The 21,731-nt window shown below is 73.8% G+C and carries 20 protein-coding genes and 1 pseudogene; 10 read left to right on the top strand and 11 right to left on the bottom strand.

Features of this window, described 5'->3' with window-relative positions; translation table 11 throughout:
- The first annotated feature begins 234 nt into the window (after positions 1-234).
- Positions 235-1,797 (top strand): D-alanyl-D-alanine carboxypeptidase/D-alanyl-D-alanine-endopeptidase, encoded by a 1,563-nt coding sequence (locus tag OG286_RS12085; RefSeq protein WP_405361667.1) that lies wholly within the window; start codon positions 235-237, stop codon positions 1,795-1,797.
- 68 nt (positions 1,798-1,865) lie between these two features.
- On the opposite strand, the gene OG286_RS12090 is transcribed toward OG286_RS12085, so the two are convergent.
- Positions 1,866-2,591, bottom strand: a complete 726-nt coding sequence (locus OG286_RS12090; protein ID WP_405361665.1) for a TetR/AcrR family transcriptional regulator — start codon at positions 2,589-2,591, stop codon at positions 1,866-1,868.
- A 118-nt stretch (positions 2,592-2,709) separates the two neighbouring features.
- On the opposite strand from OG286_RS12090, the gene OG286_RS12095 reads away from it, so the two are divergent.
- Positions 2,710-3,789 carry an alpha/beta fold hydrolase gene (locus OG286_RS12095; RefSeq protein ID WP_405361663.1) on the top strand — a complete coding sequence of 360 codons (1,080 nt, stop codon included), beginning with the start codon at positions 2,710-2,712 and terminating at the stop codon, positions 3,787-3,789.
- 87 nt (positions 3,790-3,876) lie between these two features.
- Positions 3,877-4,488: a DUF3995 domain-containing protein gene (locus tag OG286_RS12100; RefSeq protein ID WP_405365200.1), complete on the top strand. Its 612-nt coding sequence runs from the start codon at positions 3,877-3,879 to the stop codon at positions 4,486-4,488.
- Positions 4,489-4,505: 17 nt separating this feature from the next.
- Here the strand turns inward: OG286_RS12100 and OG286_RS12105 are convergent, their stop codons facing one another.
- The 4 genes from OG286_RS12105 to OG286_RS12120 all read right to left on the bottom strand — a co-directional run bounded on the left by OG286_RS12105 (position 4,506) and on the right by OG286_RS12120 (position 8,805).
- Positions 4,506-5,414, bottom strand: a complete 909-nt coding sequence (locus tag OG286_RS12105) for a hypothetical protein (RefSeq protein WP_405361661.1) — start codon at positions 5,412-5,414, stop codon at positions 4,506-4,508.
- A gap of 105 nt (positions 5,415-5,519) precedes the next feature.
- Positions 5,520-6,557: a TolB family protein gene (locus tag OG286_RS12110; protein WP_396324223.1), complete on the bottom strand. Its 1,038-nt coding sequence runs from the start codon at positions 6,555-6,557 to the stop codon at positions 5,520-5,522.
- Positions 6,554-7,879 carry an MFS transporter gene (locus OG286_RS12115; RefSeq protein ID WP_405361659.1) on the bottom strand — a complete coding sequence of 442 codons (1,326 nt, stop codon included), beginning with the start codon at positions 7,877-7,879 and terminating at the stop codon, positions 6,554-6,556. Before OG286_RS12115 ends, OG286_RS12110 begins: the two co-directional genes overlap by 4 nt.
- 5 nt (positions 7,880-7,884) lie before the next feature.
- On the bottom strand, positions 7,885-8,805 hold the full coding sequence (locus OG286_RS12120) for an alkaline phosphatase family protein (RefSeq protein WP_405365202.1): 921 nt from the start codon (positions 8,803-8,805) through the stop codon (positions 7,885-7,887).
- A gap of 261 nt (positions 8,806-9,066) precedes the next feature.
- Between OG286_RS12120 and OG286_RS12125 the strand changes: the two genes are divergently transcribed.
- From OG286_RS12125 to OG286_RS12135, 3 genes are all read left to right on the top strand, one after another.
- Positions 9,067-10,272 carry a cobalamin biosynthesis protein gene (locus OG286_RS12125; RefSeq protein WP_405365204.1) on the top strand — a complete coding sequence of 402 codons (1,206 nt, stop codon included), beginning with the start codon at positions 9,067-9,069 and terminating at the stop codon, positions 10,270-10,272.
- Positions 10,269-11,339 (top strand): Rv2231c family pyridoxal phosphate-dependent protein CobC, encoded by a 1,071-nt coding sequence (cobC, locus tag OG286_RS12130; protein WP_405361654.1) that lies wholly within the window; start codon positions 10,269-10,271, stop codon positions 11,337-11,339. The genes OG286_RS12125 and cobC overlap by 4 nt, the downstream gene beginning before the upstream one ends.
- A gap of 156 nt (positions 11,340-11,495) precedes the next feature.
- On the top strand, positions 11,496-12,137 hold the full coding sequence (locus tag OG286_RS12135) for a hypothetical protein (protein WP_396324228.1): 642 nt from the start codon (positions 11,496-11,498) through the stop codon (positions 12,135-12,137).
- 93 nt (positions 12,138-12,230) lie between these two features.
- Here the strand turns inward: OG286_RS12135 and OG286_RS12140 are convergent, their stop codons facing one another.
- Both OG286_RS12140 and nadE read right to left on the bottom strand, forming a co-directional pair.
- Positions 12,231-13,022, bottom strand: a complete 792-nt coding sequence (locus OG286_RS12140; protein WP_396324229.1) for an MOSC domain-containing protein — start codon at positions 13,020-13,022, stop codon at positions 12,231-12,233.
- Between the two features lie 219 nt (positions 13,023-13,241).
- Positions 13,242-14,072 carry an ammonia-dependent NAD(+) synthetase gene (gene nadE / locus OG286_RS12145; protein WP_405365206.1) on the bottom strand — a complete coding sequence of 277 codons (831 nt, stop codon included), beginning with the start codon at positions 14,070-14,072 and terminating at the stop codon, positions 13,242-13,244.
- A 316-nt stretch (positions 14,073-14,388) separates the two neighbouring features.
- On the opposite strand from nadE, the gene OG286_RS12150 reads away from it, so the two are divergent.
- Positions 14,389-16,275: a serine/threonine-protein kinase gene (locus OG286_RS12150; RefSeq protein WP_405365208.1), complete on the top strand. Its 1,887-nt coding sequence runs from the start codon at positions 14,389-14,391 to the stop codon at positions 16,273-16,275.
- A gap of 229 nt (positions 16,276-16,504) precedes the next feature.
- Here OG286_RS12150 and OG286_RS12155 read toward each other — a convergent pair whose 3' ends face one another.
- Positions 16,505-16,867, bottom strand: a complete 363-nt coding sequence (locus OG286_RS12155) for an ArsR/SmtB family transcription factor (RefSeq protein ID WP_396324232.1) — start codon at positions 16,865-16,867, stop codon at positions 16,505-16,507.
- 101 nt (positions 16,868-16,968) lie between these two features.
- Between OG286_RS12155 and OG286_RS12160 the strand changes: the two genes are divergently transcribed.
- The 3 genes and pseudogenes from OG286_RS12160 to OG286_RS12170 all read left to right on the top strand — a co-directional run.
- A complete protein-coding gene (locus OG286_RS12160; RefSeq protein WP_396324233.1) occupies positions 16,969-17,280 on the top strand; it encodes a putative quinol monooxygenase in 312 nt (103 codons plus the stop codon).
- 276 nt (positions 17,281-17,556) lie between these two features.
- On the top strand, positions 17,557-18,228 hold the full coding sequence (locus OG286_RS12165; RefSeq protein WP_396324234.1) for a glyoxalase: 672 nt from the start codon (positions 17,557-17,559) through the stop codon (positions 18,226-18,228).
- 23 nt (positions 18,229-18,251) lie between these two features.
- Positions 18,252-18,404: pseudogene (locus tag OG286_RS12170) on the top strand (GNAT family N-acetyltransferase); the annotation flags it as partial.
- Between the two features lie 102 nt (positions 18,405-18,506).
- Here the strand turns inward: OG286_RS12170 and glnII are convergent.
- From glnII to OG286_RS12185, 3 genes are all read right to left on the bottom strand, one after another.
- Positions 18,507-19,529 (bottom strand): glutamine synthetase, encoded by a 1,023-nt coding sequence (gene glnII / locus OG286_RS12175; protein ID WP_396324235.1) that lies wholly within the window; start codon positions 19,527-19,529, stop codon positions 18,507-18,509.
- A 246-nt stretch (positions 19,530-19,775) separates the two neighbouring features.
- The gene (locus OG286_RS12180; RefSeq protein WP_405365210.1) at positions 19,776-20,771 is read right to left on the bottom strand and encodes an SCO1860 family LAETG-anchored protein; all 996 of its coding nucleotides are present in this window, start codon (positions 20,769-20,771) and stop codon (positions 19,776-19,778) included.
- Positions 20,772-20,961: 190 nt separating this feature from the next.
- Positions 20,962-21,639, bottom strand: coding sequence for a uracil-DNA glycosylase (locus tag OG286_RS12185; protein ID WP_405365212.1), 678 nt, complete (start codon positions 21,637-21,639; stop codon positions 20,962-20,964).
- Positions 21,640-21,731: the final 92 nt, after the last annotated feature.

Raw genomic sequence — 21,731 nt, forward strand, 5'->3', positions numbered from 1 at the left:
TGGGCGCGACCTACGACCGGCACCCGCCGGCCCTGTCCGGCCACGTCTCCTGAGACCGGCGGCCCCCGAAGAACCCGGACGGGTGAAGCATGCAGGTGAACGGCCTGCGCGTGGGTTCGGGAGGCACGGCGGGGCGGTATTCCTCCCGGGCTGAATGGCCGTCAGGGCGGCTGGTGTGCGCCCGGAAGAGGTGGGTTGATGAGATCGAGAACGTTTGCGCGGACTTGGCGTGCCATGGCCGCCACCGTCACGACGGTGGCGGCCATGGTGGTGACGGTCGGCCCCGCGAGCGCGGCGCCCGCGCAGGACGGCGGTCTCAGCCCCGACATCCTCGCGATCATGGGCAAGCCGGCGTACGAGCATGCGCAGTGGGGGCTGCTGGAGATCGACGACACGACCGGGGAGGTGATCCACTCGCGGTTCCCGAACCAGTTCTTCATCCCCGGCTCGACGGCCAAGCTGGTCAGCGTCTCGGGCACCTGGCACACGCTCGGCGGCGACCACCGGTTCACCACCCCCGTCCAGGCCATCGGCAACCGCTCCGGGTCGGTTCTGGACGGGTCGCTGGCCCTGGTGGCGCAGGGCGACCTCACCATGGGCGGCCGGACGAAGCCGGACGGCTCGGTCGACTTCACCCCGATCGACCACACCTACGCCGACGACGTCCCCGGCGCGACACTCACCCCCGAGGACCCGCTCGCCGGGCTCGACTCGATCGCCCGGCAGGTGCGTACATCCGGCATCACCGAGGTGCACGGGGACGTCGCGATCGACCCCCGGCTCTTCGCCCCCGATCCCGGGCTGGACCCCACCCCGACCCCGCTGATCGTCAACGACAACCTGATCGACCTGCTGTCCACCGCCACCACCCCCGGACAGCCCGCCCAGCTCAGCTGGCGGCCGCAGGTCGCGCCGTACCAGGTGGAGTCGACCGTGCGGACGGTCGAGGCCGGCGGTACCACCGACATCGCGGTCTCCGCCTCCCCGGACGGCACGCACATCACCCTGTCCGGCACCATCGCGGCCGACGCGCCGCCGACCCTGCGGGTCTCCCACGTGCAGGACCCGAACGCCTTCGGCCGCACCGCTCTGATCGAGGCGCTCGCCCGCGCCGGCGTCACCGTCACCGCCGCGCCCACCGGCCCCAACCCGACGGACCTGCTGCCCGACTCCTACGACGGCACCCAGCGCGTCGCCGCGTACGTCTCCCCGGTCTACGAGCAGTACGCCCGGCTGATCCTCAAGGTCAGCCACAACCTCGGCGCCAACCTCGGCATCTGCCTGATGGCCGTCACCACCGGCAGCCACCAGTGCGCGGACGGCTTCCCCGTCCTCAGGGACTTCCTGGCCGGCGCCGGGATCGACCCGACCAAGGTGCAGTTGCTGGACGGCCGCGGCGGCAACCCCGTCGACCGGGTCACCCCTGACGTGGAGAACGAGATCCTGCACTACTGGCAGGGCACCGCCGACGCCGACCGGTTCCGGGAGGCGCTGCCGATCCTCGGCGTGGACGGCTCACTCGCCAGTGCCTGCGACGGCTGTCCGACCTGCCCGGGCAAGGGCAAGGTGTGGGCCAAGCCCGGCTCCGTCATCGGCTACGACGCGGTCAACGACCGGCTCGCCGTCGGCGGCGAGACCCTCGGCGGCTACCTCGCCGCGGGCCACGGCCGGCTGCACACCTTCTACCTGGCCGTGAACGGCGCTTCCACCCCGAACATCAACACCTTCTTCGACGTACTCAACGACCTGAACCGGATCGCCGGCCTCCTCCAGGAGCAGGCGGAGGCGCGGTCCTGACACCGCACCACAGGATGACGAGGGCCCCGGCTGCCAGGCAGCCGGGGCCCTCGCCGGTCCGCAGGGGTTCAGCCCTGATCGGCCAGGGGGGTGACCCCGTCGAGGATGCGCTCCAGGCCGAAGTCGAGCGGGTCGCCGCTCTGCGGGGCGAAGGCTCCGGCGGCGATCGCCGCGGTGAGTGCGGGGAACCGGTCTCCGTGGCGCTCCAGCACCTCGCCGGCGAGCCGGTTCCACTCCTCGCCGCCTTCCTCGTCCGCGTCGACGAGCTGCTGGGCGAGGCTGCGGATGTGGCCGATGATCAGCAGCACGGTGTCGTGCTGCTGCGCCGCGGAGAGCCCGGTCGGGGCGAGGGCTGCCAGGGCGGAGTCCATCCAGGCGAGCTGGTTGGGACCCATGAGCTGGCGGCGCATGGCGGTGGCGGCCAGGATCCAGGTGTGGCGGCGGTACAGCGCCCAGCACTGGCGGGCCCACTCGGTCAGCCGGGGGCGCCAGCCGTCCTGGCGGCCGATGGACCCGGGGGGCGCGCCGAGGGCGGAGTCGACCATCAGGTCGACCAGTTCGGCCTTGCCGGGGAAGTACCGGTACAGCGCCATGGTGGTGACGCCGAGCTCGGTGGCGACCCGCTGCATGGAGACGGCGTCCAGGCCCTCCGCATCGGCGACCTCGATGGCGCCGGCGACGATGCGCTCGGCGGTCAGTGAGGGCTTCGGACCGCGGCGGGGCTGGCCCTGCTCCCCCCACAGCAGCGCCAGGCTCGCCTTCGGGTCGCGCTTCTTCTCCCGGCTCCCGGCCATACGCGCCAGCTCCCTTGTGGTTCTCGTGCTGTTCCGGCGGGCGATTGACGCCCTCTCAGAACTGTGTATAACATACACTCAATTGCGTATCCGATACACAGTTCAAGGGAGTCGCCCCATGCTCGGCACCGTTCTCCTCGCCTCCGCCGTCGCCGCCCCCGTGGCCGCAGCCCTCGGCCACCGCCGGATCAAGCAGGCCGCGGGCGCCCGGTTGATGCGGATCGACACGCCGAACGGCATCGACGAGCAGGGCTTCGTCCGTATCGGCGGGATCGAGCAGTGGATCTCGATCCGCGGCGAGGACCGCACCAACCCGGTGATGCTGGAGATCCACGGCGGGCCCGGCGCCTCCAACGCGATCTACGGGCCGCGCACCCGGGCCTGGGAGAAGCACTTCACGATCGTCCGCTGGGACATGCGCGGCGCCGGCAAGACCCTCGGCCGCGGCGGCGCCGAAGGCCAGGGCGAGCTGAGCTTCACCCGGATGTACGAGGACGCCGTCGAGGTCACCGACCACGCACGTGCCCGGCTCGGCGTCGAGCAGGTCCTCCTCGTCGCCAACTCCTTCGGCAGCACCTTCGGACTGCGCCTGGCCCGCCAGTACCCCGACCGCTACAGCGCCTACGTCGGCACCGACCAGAAGATCCACGACGCCGGCCGCGACACCGGCGGCCACCTGGCCCTGCTGGCCCGGCTGCACGCCGCCGGCAAGCGCAAGGAGCTCGCCGCCGTCGAGGAGATCGGCCCCGACCTGCGGACCTGGACCGCCGAGCAGCACGGCGCCTACGCCAAGATCGTCGCCACCGCCGACCCGCTGACCTTCTCCACCATGAAGTCCGTGGTCATGAAGTCGCTCTGGTTCTCCCCGCTGCACAGCCTCGGCGAGCTGGGCACCCTCGGCAAGGGCATGAAGCTCTCCGAGCGGATCCTCCCCGCCACCGCCGGGTTCGACGACCGCGCCGACGGCACCCGCTTCGACCTGCCGTTCTTCGTCTTCCAGGGCGACCGGGACGTCCTCACCCCGACCGACCGCGCCAAGCGCTTCTTCGACGATGTCCAGGCCCCGGTCAAGGAGTTCGCCCTCATCGAGGACGCGAGCCACTTCGCGTCCTTCCAGCACCCCGACCGGTTCCTGGAGCTGATGCTGGCCAAGGTCCGGCCCGTCGTCACCGGCGGCTTCCACACCGCCGGCCGGTGAACGCCGGCGTGGGGGTAGCTCCTCGGGGGGAGGCGCTCCTCCGTGCAGACGACGTGCCGCCGGCTCCGGTCCGGCACCGTGAAGCCCATGCAGATCGAAACCTCTCCCGGTGCCGCCGCCGTCCACCCGGTGCCGCGTCCGGTGCCGCGTCCGGGCCGGTGGCCGGGGTACGCGGTGACGGTGTGGGGCGTCCTGTTCGCGGTCCCCAGCTTCGTCTGGGCACTGGGCGGCACGGTCGGCGCGGAGTCGACGGTGGCGCCGGAGCTGGTGCAGCTCGCCCGCGACGGGGTGCCGTGGTTCCTGGCCGTCCTGTGGGTGACCGGGTTCCTCAAGCTCTTCGGGGCGGTGGTCGGCATCGGCCTGGTCAGGCCGTGCGGCCAGCGGACCGGCCGGTTCCTGGTGTTCTGCGGCGGCGGTGCGACGGTCCTGCTGGTCTGGCACGGCGGTCTCTTCGTCGCGCACGGGCTGCTGGTCGAGGCCGGGGCCGTCTCCTTCGATCCCGCACTGCTCGGGCTGAGCCGCTGGTACCTCTACCTGTGGGGGCCGTGGTTCGTCGCCGGCGGGCTGGCGTTCGCCACCGCCACCGTGCGCCACGTCCGTGCGGACGACGACCGGCGCGGCCTGCGGCTGCTCGGTGCGGCGGGCGCGCTCGGCGCGCTGGTCCTGTCGTTGGCGATGACCGTCGCCGGGGTCGGCTGAGGAGCGGGGCCGCGGGGTCAGCCGGTGGCGCGGACGTAGATGTCGGCCGCGCCGGGGAGGCCTCCGGGGTCGGCGGCGACGTAGATCCGCCGGCCCGGGCCGAGGCGGGCGGGTGCCGGCCCGGGAGTGGGCGTGGGGGCGGGCGTCGCCGTGGCGGTGGGCGTGGGGGGCACGGCCGGCGCGGGATCGGCGGGCACGGGATCGGCGGGGGTGGGCTGCGGCTCCTCGGCCGGGAAGGCGGCCGGGGCGGGTTCCTCGGTGTCGTCCGCCGGGCACGGCGAGGCGACCGGCTCGGCCGGCAGGGCCGGCTCGGTCTCCTCAGGCGTCACGTCAGGCGTCACGTCGGGCGTCACGTCAGGCGCGGGCGTCACCGTGCCAGTGGCCGTGGGGGTGGCTGTGGGGGTGGGCGTGGCCGTCGGGCCGGGCGTGGGCGGCGTGGTCGGGCCGGGGACGGCGGTCACCGCCCCGGGCAGCTCCGGCGCCTCGGCCGGCTCGTCGCCGCCGAGCGCGGCCGCCAGGTCGGACGGCAGCGGTGCAATCGGGCCCGGCACCGGCAGGTCGTAGGTGCGCAGGAAGTCGCCCAGCCCGACGTCCTGGCCGCCGGCCAGCCGGTAGTGCAGGTACGCGACGGGCGCGCCGTCGGCCGTCCGCGTGTACACCGCGCCCACCGGCACGTAGTACCGCCCCGCGCCCGGGTGCTGGGAGGGGTGGAGACCGGCGAGCAGCTCGGCGCGGTCGCGGTCGGTCTCGATGACGCCCCGGCCCAGCGTGAGCGCGTTGATGCCGCGGACCGCCAGGGCCGCCGTGACCGCCACGAAGAGCACCAGGCCCACCGCGACCGTCCGTCGCAGCACCGGCCGGCCGTGCAGCGCCGGCCAGGAGTCGCTCACCATCCGTTCCGGCGCGGCGCGCCCTGCTTCCTTCACCGCTCCCCAGCTCCCCCGCCTCGCACCACTCGGGCCTCGCGCGCCACTCGCACCGCCCGACGTGGACCCTACGCTCGTGGGTCCGGGAGCTGCCAACCGCCCCTCTCAGCCCGGATAGGCCGGGGCCACGGCCGCCTCCATCGTCCGCCGCGCCGAGCCGGTGCCGTCCGCGGGGACGCTCCACAGGTCGGCACCGAAGTCGCCGGGGAGGGCGTAGAGCAGGGTGGAGCCGTCGGTCCAGACCGCCTGGTCGTCGATGTTGCGCTGCTCGGCGGTGGCGGTCTCGGTCATGGTGGCCAGGTCGAGCACGTAGAGCCGCCAGGGCGCGTCCGCGGGCAGGCCGGGGACGCGTTTCTTGTAGGCGATCCGGGTGCCGTCCGGGGAGAGCGAGGGGCACTCGACGTTCTGGTGGAGGGTGGTGAGGGTGCGGGCGGCGAGGTCGCCGCGGACGAGGTAGGTCTGGCCGCCGGTGGCCGCGGTGGCGTAGAAGGTGTCGTCGTCGGCGAAGGTCACGCCCCAGACGTTGACGTCGGGCGCCCGGTCCGGCTTGCCGTCCTTGATCAGGTCGAAGGCCTCCAGGTTCTCCCTGAGGTTCCCGTCGCGGACGTCGACGATCGAGGTGCGGGTGGAGAAGTCGGTGCCGGCGTAGGAGTCGCCGCTGACGAAGACCGTCCAGGCGGCGAGGTGGCCGGAGGGCGAGACCCTGGAGCGGGTGGGGATGCCGGCGGCCGGGAAGGACCGCAGCTCACGCAGGTGGTCGTCGAGGACGACGGCACGGTAGGTGTCCTGCAGCGCGCCGCGCTCGGCCTGGAGGCAGATGCCGGTGCCGCCCGCCGTGTAGAAGCGCAGGCACTGGACGCCGGAGGAGGTGCGCGGGCCGTCCGGGTGGTCGGCGGGGACGGTGGCGAGCTCGTCGCGGTGCGGGCCCCAGGCCATGTTGCGGAACACCAGCTGCCGCCCGCCGGACGGCTTCCCCAGCAGGACCGGGCCGGGGGTGACCACCGGGCCGCCGGGCTGCACCTGGTCCTTGCGGGCCGACTGGCCGGACGCGTGGAGCACGGCTCCGGTGCCGACCGAGCCGAGCAGCAGCACGGCGGCCAGCAGGATCAGCACCCTGGTACGGCCTTGGAGCGGTGGGGTCACGAGGGCACCTCGGAGTCGGTGGCGGGGACGTCGTGGGAGTCCCGGAGCACGAAGGCGGCCCCGAGGACGCAGCCGGCCAGCGCGGCCGCCGACCAGGCCAGTGCGGCGCTGCCGCCGACCGCGCTCCACAGCGCGCCGAACACCAGCGAGCAGGCGAACCGGGCCAGCGCCTGCCCGGTGCCGACCAGCGCCAGCCCGGCGCCGCGCTGCGCGGCAGGGACGGCGTCGGCGGCCGCGGCGGCCAGCACGCCGTCGGTCGCGGCGTAGAAGGCACCGTGCAGGACGAGCACGCAGACCACCACGGGCAGCCCGCGCAGCGGCGAGAGCAGCAGCCCGTACGCCAGCAGCAGGAGGCCGTGGCCAGCCGGGAAGAGCCGGCGGCGGCCGATCCGGTCGGCCAGCGCGCCGAGCGGGACGGCCAGCAGCAGGAAGGCCGCGGCGGTGCCGAGTGGCAGCAGCGGGAAGAGGTCGACGGCGAGGCCGAGCCGGCGCTGCACGAGCAGGTAGAGGAAGGAGTCGCTGACGGTCGTCAGGCCGAGCAGCACCGCGCACAGGGCCAGCCGGCGCAGGCCGGGCAGGCGCAGCAGGGCGAGGCCGGCGCGCAGGCCGGGAGCCGGAGCCGGCCCGTCGTCGGCCGGCGCCGGGCGGCCCGGGACGAAGAGCAGCAGTACCAGCACACCGAGCAGGGCGACGCAGGCGCTGACCGTGAAGACCGCGTCGTAGCCGTGCCGTTCGCCGCCGTCGGCGAGCATCGGCCCGCCGGCCAGGCGGAGCACCAGGAAGGCGATGAGCGGTCCGAGCAGCGCGCCCGCCGTGTCCATCGCCCGGTGGACACCGAACGCCCGCCCCCGGTGGGCGGGTTCGGTGGCGAGCGAGATCATCGCGTCCCGGGGCGCGGTGCGCAGCCCCTTGCCCGTGCGGTCGACGGCGAGCACCGCACCGATCAGCGGCACGGTGTGGACGAGCAGCAGCAGCGGCTTGCAGAGCGCCGACAGCCCGTACCCGGCCGCCGCGACCGCCTTGTGCCGGGGCGCGCCGTCGGCGCCGCGCCGGTCGGCGAGGTGGCCGCCGGCCAGGCGGACCAGAGCGCTGAACCCGTTCTGGATGCCGTCCAGCAGCCCGAAGCCGAGCGGGGAGAGGCCGAGCCCGGTGAGCAGGTAGAGCGGCAGCACCGCGCTGACCATCTCCGAGGAGACGTCGGTCACCAGGCTGACGGTGCCCAGGGCCAGCACGGTGCCGGGCACGGCGGCGGCCGCCCGCCGCCCCGGCCGGGGGGCCGGGGCGGCGGGGGCCTTCGGGCTGCGGGATTCCGCGACGTACACGGGCGTCAGTTCCAGATGCCGGTGATGGTGGCGGCCGAGGCGGCGTTGCCCGCGTGGGTGGTCAGCCCGGCGAGGTCCTCCAGCGTGCGCAGCACGTTGTAGTGGTTGTAGGTGGTGGCGGTGGTGGCGCCGGGAGTGACGTGCGCGCCGTAGAAGACGGTGGGGATGCGGTTGCCGGAGAGCCTGTTGTCCTCGTCGAAGGTGACGACGAGGATGCTGTTGTTGTTCTTGGCCCAGGCCGCGTACGCGCCGAGCTTGTTCTGGATCCAGGTGTCGCCGGTGGAGACCGAGCAGTCGTGCATGTCGTTGCAGAGGTCCGGCACGACGAAGGAGACCTTCGGCAGGGTGCTGTAGTCGGTCGGGAACTGCGTGAAGGTGTACGCGGTGTTGGTCGGCACGTTGCTGAAGCCGAACCACGGGTTGTGCTTCTGCGCGTACTTGCCGCTGCTGCAGGTGGTCGAACCCTGGCTCGGCAGGCCCTCGTTGTAACTGCCCCAGGTCTTGCCGGCGGCGATCAGCTCGGAGCCCAGGTTGGGCTTGTTGATCGAACCGACCGGCACGCAGCTGTCGTCCGTGCGGCCCTGGTTGGAGCCGGAGAACAGCTGGTAGTAGTTGGGCTCGCTCGGGTGGGTGATCCCGAACGACTGGGTGAGGGTGGCGCCGCCGGCCTTGAGGGTGTTGTTGATGTACGGCGCGCCGGAGCTGCCGATGATCTGCGAGTAGGCGTGGTTCTCCAGCACGACCACGACCACGTGGTCGTGCGTGGGGAGGGTCGCCGCCTGCGCGCTGGAGCCGGTGGCCGCCCAGAGTCCGAGCGAGCCGGCGACCAGGCCGAGGCCGGCCGTCAGGGCGGTGAGGGTGCGGCGGGGGCGGGTGCCGCCGGTGCGGGCTTCGCTGTCACTGGTGCGGGTTCGTGCGAAGGGCATGGTGTCCTCCGTTGCGTCGGGAACTGCCGTCGGGAACTGCCGGGTCTGGAGCGCCGAGAACAGTAGGAGCCGGGCGGTGGCGGTCACGGCACAAGGAAGGTGAAGAACAGGCGAACAGCCGCCGCGCGGGGGCGGCGGAGGTCACAGGCGCCCCGATTGACCCGTTCGTCGCGACCGTGGTGGGATCTCGTGGACCGGCGAACGGCTGTCGAGCGGCTGTTCAGCGGCTCATGGGCGGCTACCGGGTGAAGGGAACGCGACGTGATCGGGCTGCTGGCCCTCGGCGAGGCGGGTCGCCCGCTCGCCGACGCGGTGCACCGGCTCTGGCCGGACAGCCTGGTCCTCCTGGCGGAGGACGACGGCGAGGGTGCGGACGAGCTCCTGGAGACCGCCCTGCGCGGCTGCCGGCAGCTGGTCTGTTTCGCGCCCGTCGGTGCGACGGTACGGCTGCTGCTCCGCCGTACGCCCGCCGGCCGTCCCCTGCCCGGCGTGGTCTGCGTCGACCCGGAGCGGCGCTTCGCCGTGTCGCTGACCGGGGCCGCCGGGGGCGCGGACGACCTGGCGGGCGAGGTGTCCGCCCTCCTCGACACCTGCCCGGTGATCACCAGCGGCCGGGCCCGCGACCCGCGCACCCCTGCCCGCCCGGCCGGCGCCGGGCACGACGCCAGCGTCGGGCGCCACGACCTCCCCGGGTGGGACTTCCCCGAGTGGGACGAGGACGTCCTGGTCTGCCCCCCGCCGCCGACCCGCCCCCCGGGACCGCGCGCGGGCGGCCTGGTCGTCGGGGTGGGCCTGCGCGAGGCCGCCGCGGCGCCCGAGGTGACCCGGCTGATCCGCCGCACGCTGCGGGAGGCCGGGCTGCCGGCCTCCGCCGTCGCCCGGCTCTCGACCCTGTCCGGCAAGGGCGGTCACCCCGCCGTCCGTCGGGCCGCCGCCCTGCTGGGCCTCCCGGTGGACGAGCACACGGCCGAGGAGCTGTCGGCCGTCGCGGTGCCCAACCCGTCGGCGTCCGTCGGCGAGGCGGTCGGCACCATGAGCGTGGCGGAGGCGGCCGCGCTGGCGAGCGCACCGGGCGGCGAACTCGTCGTCCCCAAGCGGAAGTCGGCCACGGCGACGGTGGCGGTCGCCCGCGCGGCCGTACGCGGCCGGCTCGCGGTGATCGGCCTCGGCCCCGGGGAGCGCGACCTGATCGTCCCGCGCGCCGAGGCGGAGCTGCGGCGGGCGTCGGTGGTGGTCGGCGCGCCGGGCGCGTTGGCGGTGGCCGCCGAGCTGCTGCGGCCGGCCGCCCGGCGGCTCACCGCCGAGGACTGCCTCCGGGCCGCCGTCGAACTCGCCTCCCGCCGGGAGGCCGTCGCCCTGGTCGCGCTCGGGGACGGGCTCGCCTACGCGCCGCCCGCCTCCGACCGCTACGCACTCGTGCGGATCCCCGGGCTGCCCCTTCCCCATGCCGATGGAGAGCACTCGTGACCACCCCCGACCCCGACCTCCGCCACCACGGTGACGCGGAGGTGCGCGACGACGGGGCCGGCCTGGTCGACCTCGCCGTCAACGTCCGGACCGGCACGCCCCCGCAGTGGCTCCGCGAGCGCCTCGCGGCGACGCTCGGCGGCCTCGCGGCGTACCCCGAGGGGACGGCCGCCCGCGCGGCCGTCGCCGCCCGGCACGGTCGGCCGGTGGAGGAGGTGCTGCTCACCTCGGGGGCGGCGGAGGCATTCGTCCTGCTGGCCCGCGTCCTGACGCCACGTCACATTGTCGTCGTGCACCCGCAGTTCACCGAGCCGGAGGCCGCGCTGCGGGACGCCGGGCACGCCGTGGACCGGGTGCTGCTCACGCCTTCGGACGGCTTCCGGCTGGGTGCGGTGCCGGCGGAGGCCGACCTCGTCGTCCTCGGCAACCCCACCAACCCGACCTCCGTCCTGCACCCGGCCGCCGCCCTCGCCGCCCTCGCCCGCCCCGGCCGCACGCTGGTGATCGACGAGGCCTTCATGGACACCGTGCCCGGCGAGACCGAATCCCTCGCCGCCGTACGGGACCTGCCCGGCCGGGTGGTCGTCCTGCGCAGCCTCACCAAGACCTGGGGCCTGGCCGGCCTGCGCATCGGCTACGCCCTCGGCCCGGCGCCGCTCATCGCCGCCCTCGGCGCCGCCCAGCCGCTCTGGCCGGTCTCCACCCCGGCGCTGGCCGCCGCCGAGGCGTGCAGCACGCCCGAGGCCCTGGCCGAGGCCGAGCAGGCCGCCCAGGACCTCGCGCTCTGCCGCGACCACCTGCTGAAAGGCCTCGCCGCCTTCCCGTCCGTCCGGGTGCACGGCGAGCCGGCCGCCTCGTTCGTCCTGATCGAACTGCCGGGCGCCGCCGCCGTCCGCGAGCGCCTGCGTGAGCACGGCTTCGCCGTCCGCCGGGGCGACACCTTCCCCGGCCTCGGGCCCGACTGGCTGCGGATCGCCGTCCGGGACGCGGCGACGACGGACCGCTTCCTGGCCGCGCTCGACGCGGTGTCGGGTGCCGGTGCGCGTATGCCCGGGCCCCACCCCTGACCCGAGCCCCGACGCCTGATCCGAGCCCCGACGCCGAGCGCCGACTTCGGTCCTGGGACAGGACCGGGACACTTCACGCACCAGCCGGTGATCAACCCGGCCCCAGCGTGGAGGCAGACAGCGATCCCCCCTCGACAGACGGAAGTTGGGACCTCCATGCGCGCGCGAATCGCCCTCACCGCCCTTGCGGTCACCGCACTCGCGGCCGCCGCCACCGCCTGCGGCCCGGAGAACGGTGACGCGCCGTCCGCTGCGGGCCCCGCCCCGACGACCGCTTCCGCCGCGACCACCACTCCCCCGGCTGCCGCGCCGGCGTCCGCCGCGCCGACGTCCGCCGCGCCGGCCAAGTCGGCGAAGCCTTCGGCCGCCGCCCCGGGGGCGGGCGACAAGACCGGCTACGGCCAGGCCTGCGGAGCCAACGACCTCACGTTCAGCGCCAAGCTGGAGACCCAGGCGGGTGGCTACCTCCAGATCACCGCCAAGGCCAAGCCGGGTATCACCTGTGTCCTGTCGGGCGAGCACCCGGTCATCGCCTTCGGTTCGGGCGGCATCGAGGCCGCCAACGCCGAGCAGGCCGTCGGCACGCCGATCACGCTCAGCGGTTCCACGGTCGCCTACGCCGGGATCAACCCCAAGAGCACCAAGGACAACCAGGCCGTCGAGTTCAAGGACGTCATCGTCGCCATCGGCCACACGGACCCGAACCCGGTGAGCATTCCCGTCGGTTCCATCAAGGTCGACAAGCCGGTCGTCACCAACTGGCACACCAGCGCGAAGGATGCCGTCCCCGGCGTCTGACCGCCGTCGGCCGACAGTCGGCCACCCACCGTGTCCCGATCGCGTGGAGTGGAGACCGCTCCGTGCCGGCGCCGGACGCCGCCGCCGCAGTCGTCAGCAGAGAGCGACCGCGTCCCCCACCCGCACCCTCCCGGGCTCCACCACCTGCGCGTACACGCCTGCGCAGGGCAGCGCGGCCATCCCCTCCAGCGGCACCAGCCGGTTCTGAGCGGCGAGGACCTTCAGCGCCCCCGTACTGCGCGGCAGTTCGCCGTGCGGGAGGGTCGGGACGGCGCAGCGGGGAGTGGGGACCAGGACGCGCAGCCGGAGGTCCGGACCGATCCGCAGCTCACGGCCCACCCACTCGTTCTCCACGTAGCCCTCGCCCTCGGTGCGGATCACCAGGTTGGGGCGGTAGCGCTCCGCCCCGGCCGCCACGGCGTCCAGGGTGGAGGTGGTGAGCAGGTGCAGCGGGGCGAAGTCGAAGAACGTCCCGGCGGGGGCGGCCCGGCCGATCTCGTTCTCCGTGACGGCGACCTCCGCCGAGGTCCCACGGGCCAGCACCTCTTCGGGGACGGCCCGTTCGACGGTCGCACCGGCGGGGCGCTCGCCCACCAGGCTCACCTTGCGGCCCAGCAGCCCGGAGAGTTCGGTCTCGCGCACCACCCGGCCGTCCGGCCCGGTGATCACGACGCCGCCGACGTCCAGCACGGCCGTGAACCCGAGCATCCCCGCCCAGAGCCGCGGGTTCTTGGCGCTCGCCACCCTCCCGCTCTCGGCGTCGAGCAGCCCCAGCACCCGGTCCCCGTGCAGCCCGCGCTCGGACACGGCCGCCTCGCCCAACTCCTCCCCCAGCATCGACTTCACCGGGTACCGCCGGAGCCGGTCCACCGTCCCGATCCTCATGCCGCCGCCTCCGCCCGCTGCAGTGCCTCAGTACCGCGAAGTGTCCCCCACCCGGACCGAGTTCGGGGCCGGTCTTTCAGAGCCCATCTTCGGGCTCGGACTTCGGACTCGGACTTCGGACTCGGTCCTCGGGCTCGGTCCTCGGGCTCGGACTTCGGGGCCGGTCTTTCGGGCCGGCGCCGGACCGGGTCCGGGGGCCGCCGTCCCGACCCGGGCCGCCTACGGTGCGATGGGCAGCCGGCGCTTGTGGTCGGTGAGGCGGTAGCGGCGGACGATCGTCTCGAAGGCCTGCTCGCCCACCGGCTTGCCCTCCAGGAAGTCGTCGATGTCGTCGTAGGTGACGCCGAGCGCGTCCTCGTCGGCCTTGCCCGGGTCGAGGGTCTCCAGGTCGGCCGTCGGCACCTTCCACACCAGTTCGGCGGGCGCGCCCAGCGCGTCCGCGACGGCGCGCACCCGGCGCTTCGTCAGGCCGGTCAGCGGGACGAGGTCGGCGGCGCCGTCACCGAACTTGGTGAAGAAGCCGGAGACCGCCTCCGCCGCGTGGTCGGTCCCGACGACCAGGCCGTCGTACGCGCCGGCCACCGCGTACTGGGCGATCATGCGCTGGCGGGCCTTGATGTTGCCGTGCACGAAGTCCTGGTGGGCGGGGTCACGGAAGGCCAGTCCGGCGGCCACCGCGGCATCGAGCGCGGCGTCGCTCGCGGGCTTGATGTCGACGGTGAGCACGTCGTCCGCCCGGATGAAGGAGAGCGCGAGCTGCGCGTCGTGCTCGTCGGCCTGGACCCCGTAGGGCAGCCGCATCGCGTGGAACCTCGCCTCGTGCCCGGCGGCCCGGGCCCGCTCGACCGCGAGCTGGCACAGCCGGCCGGCGGTGGTGGAGTCGACGCCGCCGCTGATGCCCAGCACGAGGGAGCGCAGACCGGTGGAGGTCAGCCGCTCGGCGAGGAAGGCCACCCGGCGTTCGATCTCCCGCTCGGCCTCGAAGGTCTCGGCGACCTCCAGCTCCCGGGCGATCTCCTGCTGCACGGCGATGGGCGCCGACTCGCTCACGTCTGCTCCTTGGTCTGGTTCACGAGGTACTGTCGCACCCACCCTACTCAGCCCCCATGCCCGGCGGGACGGCCCACCGGGCAGGCGCCGGCCGGGCCCGCCGACGCCGGTGCGACGCGCCGCACCGGCCGGAAGGCGGCCCTCGCGGCCGCCGTCCTACGCCCGTCCTCCGTCCGCCCTTCGCGCACACACCCGCTGACGATCCGTCGGGGGCGATCCGTAGCATGGGCACTCACACGACCGGGGGGCCTGACGCCTCTGGCAGACTGTGCGCGCAGTGACCTTTTGGGCCGGGGCATGACATGGGGGCGGGGCATTGAGCAGCCGGGGAACCGTGCTCGGAGGGCGCTACACGCTGACCGAGCGCATCGGCGGCGGGGGCATGGGCGCCGTCTGGCGGGCCGACGACGAGGTGTTGGCACGGCAGGTCGCGGTGAAGATCCTGCATCCGGGGCTGGTCGAGGACGGCACGTTCGTCAAGCGGTTCCGGCGCGAGGCCCAGTTGCTGGCCGCACTCAAGCACCCCGGCATCGTGGACGTCCACGACTACGGCGAGAGCGGCGACGACTCCGAGGACCAAGTCGCCTACATCGTCATGGAGCTGGTGGACGGGCGGCCGCTGGACAAGGTGCTCGCCGACGGCGGCCCGATGGCCCCGGCGCGGGCGCTCGGGCTGCTCGCCACCGCGCTGGACGCGCTGCACGCCGCGCACCGGCAGGACATCGTGCACCGCGACGTGAAGCCGTCCAACCTGATGGCCCGGCCCGACGACCGGCTGACGGTGACCGACTTCGGCATCGCGCGGGCCGTGGCGAGCACCAGGATCACGGCCTCCCACGCGGTGATCGGGACGGCACTCTACATGGCCCCCGAACAGGCCGAGGGGAAGGCCGTCACGCCGGCCTCGGACCTCTACTCGATCGGCGTGGTCGGTTACGAACTGCTCACCGGGGAGCCGCCGTTCACCGGCGAGACGGTGCTGGAGGTCGCACTCAAGCACATCCGGGATCCCGCGCCGGAGCTGCCGGCGGACCTCCCGCGGGAGGTCCGCGCGTTCGTCGCCACCGCGCTGGCCAAGAAGCCGGAGGACCGCTTCGCCGACGCCGCCGCGATGGCGGCCGCGGCGCGCGCCGCGATCGGGGCCGAGCCGAATGCGTCGGCCGCTCCAGCAGCCGCTCCGGCACCCAAGACGCCCAAGACGCCCGGGACACCTGAGACCCCCGGGACACCCAAGGAGCCCGCGAAGGCGGCGGGTGAGGTCGGCAAGGTCGGGTCCCGTGACGCCACCGAGCCCGGCACCCGCCGCAGACGGCGCGGGTTCCTCGTCCCGATCGTCATACCGGTGATCATCACGGCCGGCACCACGACCGCCCTGCTGATCGACCACACGCCGTTCCGGTCCGAGGCGAAGACGTCCGGCGCCCAGCCCTCCGTGGTCGCGTCCACGATCGCGGACACCCCCGCCACCCCGCCGGCGACCCCGCCCGCCACCACGCCGCCGGCCACCCCTGCGCCCACCGGGACGGCGACGCCGGGCGCCACCACCCCCGCACCCGCGACACAGCCTGCCCCGGGCGGCGGCAACCAGGCGGGGGCGACGGCGCCCACCGCCGGCGCCTCGGCCGGCGGCCAGGGCACCCCGCCGCGCGGCACCGCCGGCGGCAGCGGAGGCGGGGCGGGCACCGGCGGCGGCGCGACGCAGCCCCCGGCCAACACCCCCGCCCCGCCGGCCACCACCTCCGCACCCGCGGACCAGCCCCCGCCCGCCAACCCGGCCCCGCAGACGCCCAGCACTCCGCCGGGCTGCGGCGGCACCAAGTGGGGGTCCATCGTCAACGTGGCGTCCGGCCGCAAGCTCGGCCTCTCCAAGGACACCCCGTCGGGCGGCCAGGCCGTGATCATGGACGGGAACACCGCATACGGCTGGGTGCGCTCGGACCCCGACCCCGGCGGCTGGTACCACCTCTACCCGTGCAACCTGAGCGGCGCCGCCCTCGTCCAGGAGACGGACGGGCGGGTGTCGCTCTCCAGCGGCTTCAGCTACCTGAGCAGCTGGAAGATCACCGCCGCGAGTACGCCGGGCGCCTACCGTCTCGCGGAGTACATGGGGTCCAACTGCCTGACCGACAACGGCGCGGGCAACCAGGTCACCATGGTCACCTGCACCCCCGGCAACAAGTCCCAGGAGTTCAGGATTCCCTAGGACTTGACGTACCACCAGTTGACGAATCCCTTTTTGGTGCGGTCACGGGACCACGTCGTCACGCCGTCGGAACCGAGGGCGTTGATGGTGCAGATCCAGGGCTCGTCGGACGTGCTCGAATGCGGATCAACCGTGCCCCAAGGGGCAGTTCCCCCACCCTGCCGACCCTTCCCGGCTAGGCCCCGTCTCCCCCCTCGGCCCCCTCAGCCCCCTCGGCCCCCTTTGCCCCTTAGCCCCTCTTGGCCCCCTTGGCCGCCTCGGCTCCCTCATCCGCCTTCACCTGGGCCTCGGCGACCAGGATGGCGAGCAGGCCGGGGAAGCGGGCCTCGATGTCGGTACGGCGAAGGCTGGCCATCCGGCTGTTCCCCCCGTCGACCTGGCGGATCAGCCCGGCCTCGCGCAGCGTGCGGAAGTGGTGCGTGACCGTCGCCTTGGAGACGGGCAGCCCGAAGGAGCTGCACGTCCGCGCCGTGCCGTCCGGCGCGGCAGCCAGCTCGCGCACCACCCGGCGGCGCAGCGGGTCGGCGAGCGCGGACAGCACCCTGCCGAGCTCGATCTCCTCGACGGCCGGGTGGCCTTCTTCGTCGGGCATGGCGGCGACCTCCTCAGGTACGCCTTGAATCGTACCTCCGGCGCCTGCTACCGTCCGGCAGGTACGACCGACGTCGTACCTGAAGCAGGGGGAGAACCCGGATGGACCAGCTCGTCACCCTCGTCGGCATCGCCCGGCCCAAGCCCGAACGCGCCGAGGAGCTCAAGCAGTTGCTGCTCTCCTTCGTCGAGCCCACCCGGCAGGAGCCGGGCTGCCTGGAGTACCACTTCCACGAGGACCGCGACGAGCCCGGTGTCTTCGTGTTCTACGAGGCATGGCGCAGCCAGGCCGACCTCGACGCCCACCTGGCACTGCCGCACCTGCGCGACTTCTGGGAGCGCCGGATGGACTACCTGACCGGCGATCTGGAGATCCGCTTCCTGACGATGCGGAGCCCGTACCCCGGGGCCTAGGGTGCGCCCGGCGGTTCGCACACACCCGGCGGGCTTCGCACTGCGCCGGAAATCGCCCCGGTTCCGCCGAGGCCCCGGCAGCGGTCGAGGAGTCGGCGGCGCACCGCGGGCACGGCGGTGACGCGCAGGGTGCAGCCCGTGCCGCGTCGGGCCGGCCCACGAGGCAGGCTCGGCGATCAAGGTGGCGGGGGTACCGGCGGGCGTCGCGAAGCAGGTCGCGAGACCGGTCAGGAATCGAGAAGCCCCGGCCGCAGCGCAACCCCTAGCGTGATGGTCATGGCAACCACCGCTTCCATCGCAGCCCCCACGTCCCTCGCGTCCGTCACCCTTGAGGTGGCCGACCCCGAGGCCGCCCACCGCTTCTACAGCGCCTTCGGTGTGGACGCGTACATACGCCTGCGGGCGTCCGAGGCGCACTCCGCCGGATTCCGCGGCTTCACCCTGGCGCTCACGGTGTCCGGCCCGGCCACCGTCGACGGCTTCGTCGCCGCCGCCGTGGACGCGGGCGCCACGGTGCTGAAGCCCGCCGCGAAGTCGCTGTGGGGCTACGGCGGCGTCGTCCAGGCCCCGGACGGGACGATCTGGAAGATCGCGACCTCGGCGAAGAAGGACACCGGCCCCGCCACCCGCGAGATCGACGAGGTGGTCCTGCTGCTCGGCGTCGAGGACGTGAAGGCCACCAAGCAGTTCTATGTCAGCCGCGGTCTGACCGTGGCCAAGAGCTTCGGCGGCAAGTACACCGAGTTCGCCCCCGGTCAGTCCAGCCCCGTCAAGCTGGCGCTGTACAAGCGCCGTGCCCTGGCCAAGGACCTCGGCGTCCCCGCCGACGGCACCGGCTCGCACCGCATCGTCCTCGGCAGCACCGCCGACACCTTCACCGACCCGGACGGCTACGTCTGGAGCCTCGGCTACAGCGCCCAAGGAACCGACCGGCCCTACGCCGAGTAGCCGCGATCCCTTGCCTCACAGCCGCCCGGGACGGCGCGGCGCGTGCCGCAGGGTACGAACTCCTGGTGGAACGCTTCCTGTACCGCTGGACCCCGGAACGAGGTCTGCCCGAGCGGCCCGGAGGCCTGCGCTTCGGCGCAGAATCCGACGACGCCGTGCTCCTCCCGGCGGGCCGAGCGGGCTCCGGCCGGGTTCGTCCACCGGCCGGAGCGGAAACGGCCGCCGGGCCTCCCCTCACGTGGAGGGAAGGCCCGGCGGGGTGCTCGGTGGGAGGCGGCTCAGACGAGGCCGGCCTTCTCCAGGGCGGAGCAGCAGGTGTTGACCAGGAGGCGGGTCACCACGTAGGGGTCGACGTTGGCGTTCGGGCGACGGTCCTCGATGTAGCCCTTCTGGTCCACCTCGACCTGCCACGGGATACGGACCGAGGCGCCGCGGTTGGAGACGCCGTAGCTGTAGACGTTCCACGGGGCGGTCTCGTGCTTGCCGGTCAGGCGGGACTCGATGTCGGCGCCGTACTGGGTGACGTGCTCCAGGACCTTCTCCTGCGAGGCGCCGAGCGACTCGCAGGCGGTGATGATCGCGTCGTAGCTCTCGCGCATCGCCTTGGTGGAGAAGTTGGTGTGCGCGCCGGCACCGTTCCAGTCGCCGCGGGCGGGCTTGGCGTCGAGGGTGGCGTCGATGCCGAACTCCTCGGCGGTGCGGTAGAGCAGGTAGCGGGCGACCCACATGTGGTCGGAGACGGTCAGCGCGTCGACCGGGCCGATCTGGAACTCCCACTGGCCGGGCATGACCTCGGCGTTGATGCCGCAGAGCGCGAGGCCGGCGTCGATGCAGCGGTCCATGTGCAGCTCGACGATCTCGCGGCCGAAGACCTCCTCGGCGCCGACACCGCAGTAGTAGCCGCCCTGCGGGGCCGGGAAGCCGCCCTCGGGGAAGCCGAGCGGGCGGGAGCCCTTGAAGAAGGTGTACTCCTGCTCGATGCCGAAGATCGACTCCTGAGCGGCGAACTGCTCGGCGATCGGGCGGAGCAGCGCACGGGTGTTGGACTCGTGCGGGGTACCGTCGATCTCGTTGACCTCGCACAGGACGAGGATGTTGTCGCCGCCGCGGATCGGGTCCGGGTACGTGGCAACCGGCTCGAGAACCCGGTCCGAGGCGTGACCCTCGGCCTGGTTGGTGGAGGAACCGTCGAAGCCCCAGGTGGGGATCTTGTCCGCGTTGGCCAGGATCCGAGTCTTGGAGCGGAGCTTGGCGGTCGGCTTCGTGCCGTCGATCCAGATGTACTCGGCCTTGATTGCCACGGCGGTGAACCTCGCAAACTGGGTGGTGGGTGCCCGCGTAGCGTCGCAAGCCGCCGTTTCCCGGTTGTTCCTCTTATGTAACACCCAGGTGAACCAACCGTCCGCGTCGGCACGGTCACGGTGCGGGAGTGCCGTGCGTGGCACCCCGCACCGGCCCGCGGGCAGGGCGGGTGTCAGTACCGGCCGACGGTCCGGGTACCAGTACCGGCCGACGGCGCGGATGGGTACCGGGGCACGGTCCGGGTGTCAGTGCCGGCGGGCATGCGCGGCCCGGCGGCGGGTGGCCCAGAGGGCGCAGCCGCCGGCCGCGACCAGGGCGGCGGCGCCGACGGCCAGCGGGCCCGTGCTGTCGCTGCCGCCGGTGGCGGCGAGGCCGGCGCCGGTGCCGGACGGGCTCGCGGTGGCCGCGCGGGGGGCGGCGGCGGCCGTGGTGGCGTCCGCGACGGGCTGGACGGCCGGGGTGCCGGTCGGCAGCGGGGCGGAGGGAGCGGCGGTGGAAGGGGTGGGGGTCGCGGCCGGTGCGGCCGGCTTCTCGCAGCTCACCGAGGCGACGGTGATCTTCCCGGTGACCTTGGCGACGTTGAGGTTGAGCGGGTTCACCTCGATCTCCACCTCCAGGGCCGAGGCGGCGGCCGTGGTCGAGGTGGTGCTCCGCTTCGAGAACTCCACCGAGACGCTGCCGACCAACGGCACGTCCACCTTGGTCGGCCCGTACAGGCTGAGGGTGACCGGCTTGCCGAGGACGGTCAGCCTGGCGGGTGCGACCACGTCGGCGGTCGGCTGCCCGTCGACCGGGCAGGTGGCCTCGGAGCTGAGCGCCTCCAGGCCGAGCAGGGCGGTGGCCGGCAGGCCGGGGGCGTGCACGTCGGCATTGACCAGCTTGACGGAGGCGTAGGTGCCCTTGGCATCGGACCTGGTCACCGCCTTGCCGACGTCCGCCTTGACCAGGGTGACCGGGCCCTGCTGGTCGACGCCGTCGACCTTGGCGGTGAGGACGGAACCGTCGCGCTGGGTCGGGGTCTCGACCTTGTTGAGCGCGATGTCGACCGGGACGTCCACCGCCTTGTTCAACAGGCTGACGTCCAGGTCGAGTTCGGCGGTGACGGCGCGCGCCTTGCCGGCCGGTGCCGACGAGGGCGCGGGTGCCGGCCCGGTGGCGTGCGCCGACGGCACGGCCATCAGCGCCGACACCACGACGACCGCGGCGGCGAGGGAGCGGGAGGAACGGACGGAAGAAGGCATGGCGGTACCCCACGGCTGGTGGTCTCGGTGGAGCGCGCCTCCGACATCACCCGCAGGGCGGGGCAAGAGGCTGGCACTCCGAACGACGAGCCGCCAGTCTTCTCGAACAATCCGTCACACGAGTCACACAGAACGTCATTTCACTCGTTCGAGTGAGGTTGACGCCCGAAGCTGCCTGCCCCGCGGCTCGTTACGGCAGCCGCCAGTCCACCGGCTGCGCCCCCTGCCGCACCAGCAGTTCGTTGGCCCGGCTGAACGGCCGCGAGCCGAAGAAGCCGCCGTTCGCCGAGTACGGGCTCGGGTGCGCGGACTCGATCGCGGGCACCTCGCCCAGCAGCGGACGCAGGTTTCGGGCGTCGCGCCCCCAGAGGATCGCCACCAGCGGGCCGCCGCGCGCCACCAGCGCCCGGATCGCCTGCTCGGTGACCTCCTCCCACCCCTTGCCACGGTGGGCGGCGGGCTTGCGCGGCGCGGTGGTCAGCGCGCGGTTCAGCAGCAGGACGCCCTGCTGCGTCCACGGGGTGAGGTCCCCGGTGGACGGCTGCGGCAGGCCGAGGTCGTTCCCGTACTCCTGGAAGATGTTGATCAGGCTGGCCGGGATCGGCCGCACCTCGGGCCCGACCGAGAAGCTGAGCCCCACCGCGTGGCCGGGAGTCGGGTAAGGGTCCTGCCCGACGATCAGCACCCGCACGTCGGCGAGCGGCTGCTGGAAGGCGCGCAGCACGTTCGGCCCCGAGGGCAGGTACGCGCGGCCGGCGGCCAGCTCGGCGCGGAGGAAGTCGCCCATGGCGGCGACCCGCCCGGCGACCGGCTCCAGCGCGGCGGCCCAGCCGGGTTCGACGATCTCGTTCAGTGGACGCGGTGCCATGGTCGCCACCCTATCGGCCTACACCGACAGCGCGTTCACCCGGATGATCTTCGAGCGCCGGAGGAGACGATCACCCCACGACCGCCCGGGCG

Origin of the sequence: Kitasatospora sp. NBC_00039, from assembly GCF_045160625.1 — a bacterium.
Taxonomy (GTDB): Bacteria; Actinomycetota; Actinomycetes; order Streptomycetales; family Streptomycetaceae; genus Kitasatospora.

Excerpts from the sequence above, each read along its gene's own strand:
- OG286_RS12085 (WP_405361667.1), top strand. The coding sequence starts at position 235 with ATGGCCGCCACCGTCACGACGGTGGCGGCCATGGTGGTGACGGTCGGC.
- OG286_RS12090 (WP_405361665.1), bottom strand. The coding sequence starts at position 2,591 with ATGGCCGGGAGCCGGGAGAAGAAGCGCGACCCGAAGGCGAGCCTGGCG.
- OG286_RS12095 (WP_405361663.1), top strand. The coding sequence starts at position 2,710 with ATGCTCGGCACCGTTCTCCTCGCCTCCGCCGTCGCCGCCCCCGTGGCC.
- OG286_RS12100 (WP_405365200.1), top strand. The coding sequence starts at position 3,877 with ATGCAGATCGAAACCTCTCCCGGTGCCGCCGCCGTCCACCCGGTGCCG.
- OG286_RS12120 (WP_405365202.1), bottom strand. The coding sequence starts at position 8,805 with ATGCCCTTCGCACGAACCCGCACCAGTGACAGCGAAGCCCGCACCGGC.
- OG286_RS12135 (WP_396324228.1), top strand. The coding sequence starts at position 11,496 with ATGCGCGCGCGAATCGCCCTCACCGCCCTTGCGGTCACCGCACTCGCG.
- OG286_RS12140 (WP_396324229.1), bottom strand. The coding sequence starts at position 13,022 with ATGAGGATCGGGACGGTGGACCGGCTCCGGCGGTACCCGGTGAAGTCG.
- OG286_RS12155 (WP_396324232.1), bottom strand. The coding sequence starts at position 16,867 with ATGCCCGACGAAGAAGGCCACCCGGCCGTCGAGGAGATCGAGCTCGGC.
- OG286_RS12160 (WP_396324233.1), top strand. The coding sequence starts at position 16,969 with ATGGACCAGCTCGTCACCCTCGTCGGCATCGCCCGGCCCAAGCCCGAA.
- OG286_RS12165 (WP_396324234.1), top strand. The coding sequence starts at position 17,557 with ATGGCAACCACCGCTTCCATCGCAGCCCCCACGTCCCTCGCGTCCGTC.
- OG286_RS12180 (WP_405365210.1), bottom strand. The coding sequence starts at position 20,771 with ATGCCTTCTTCCGTCCGTTCCTCCCGCTCCCTCGCCGCCGCGGTCGTC.
- OG286_RS12185 (WP_405365212.1), bottom strand. The coding sequence starts at position 21,639 with ATGGCACCGCGTCCACTGAACGAGATCGTCGAACCCGGCTGGGCCGCC.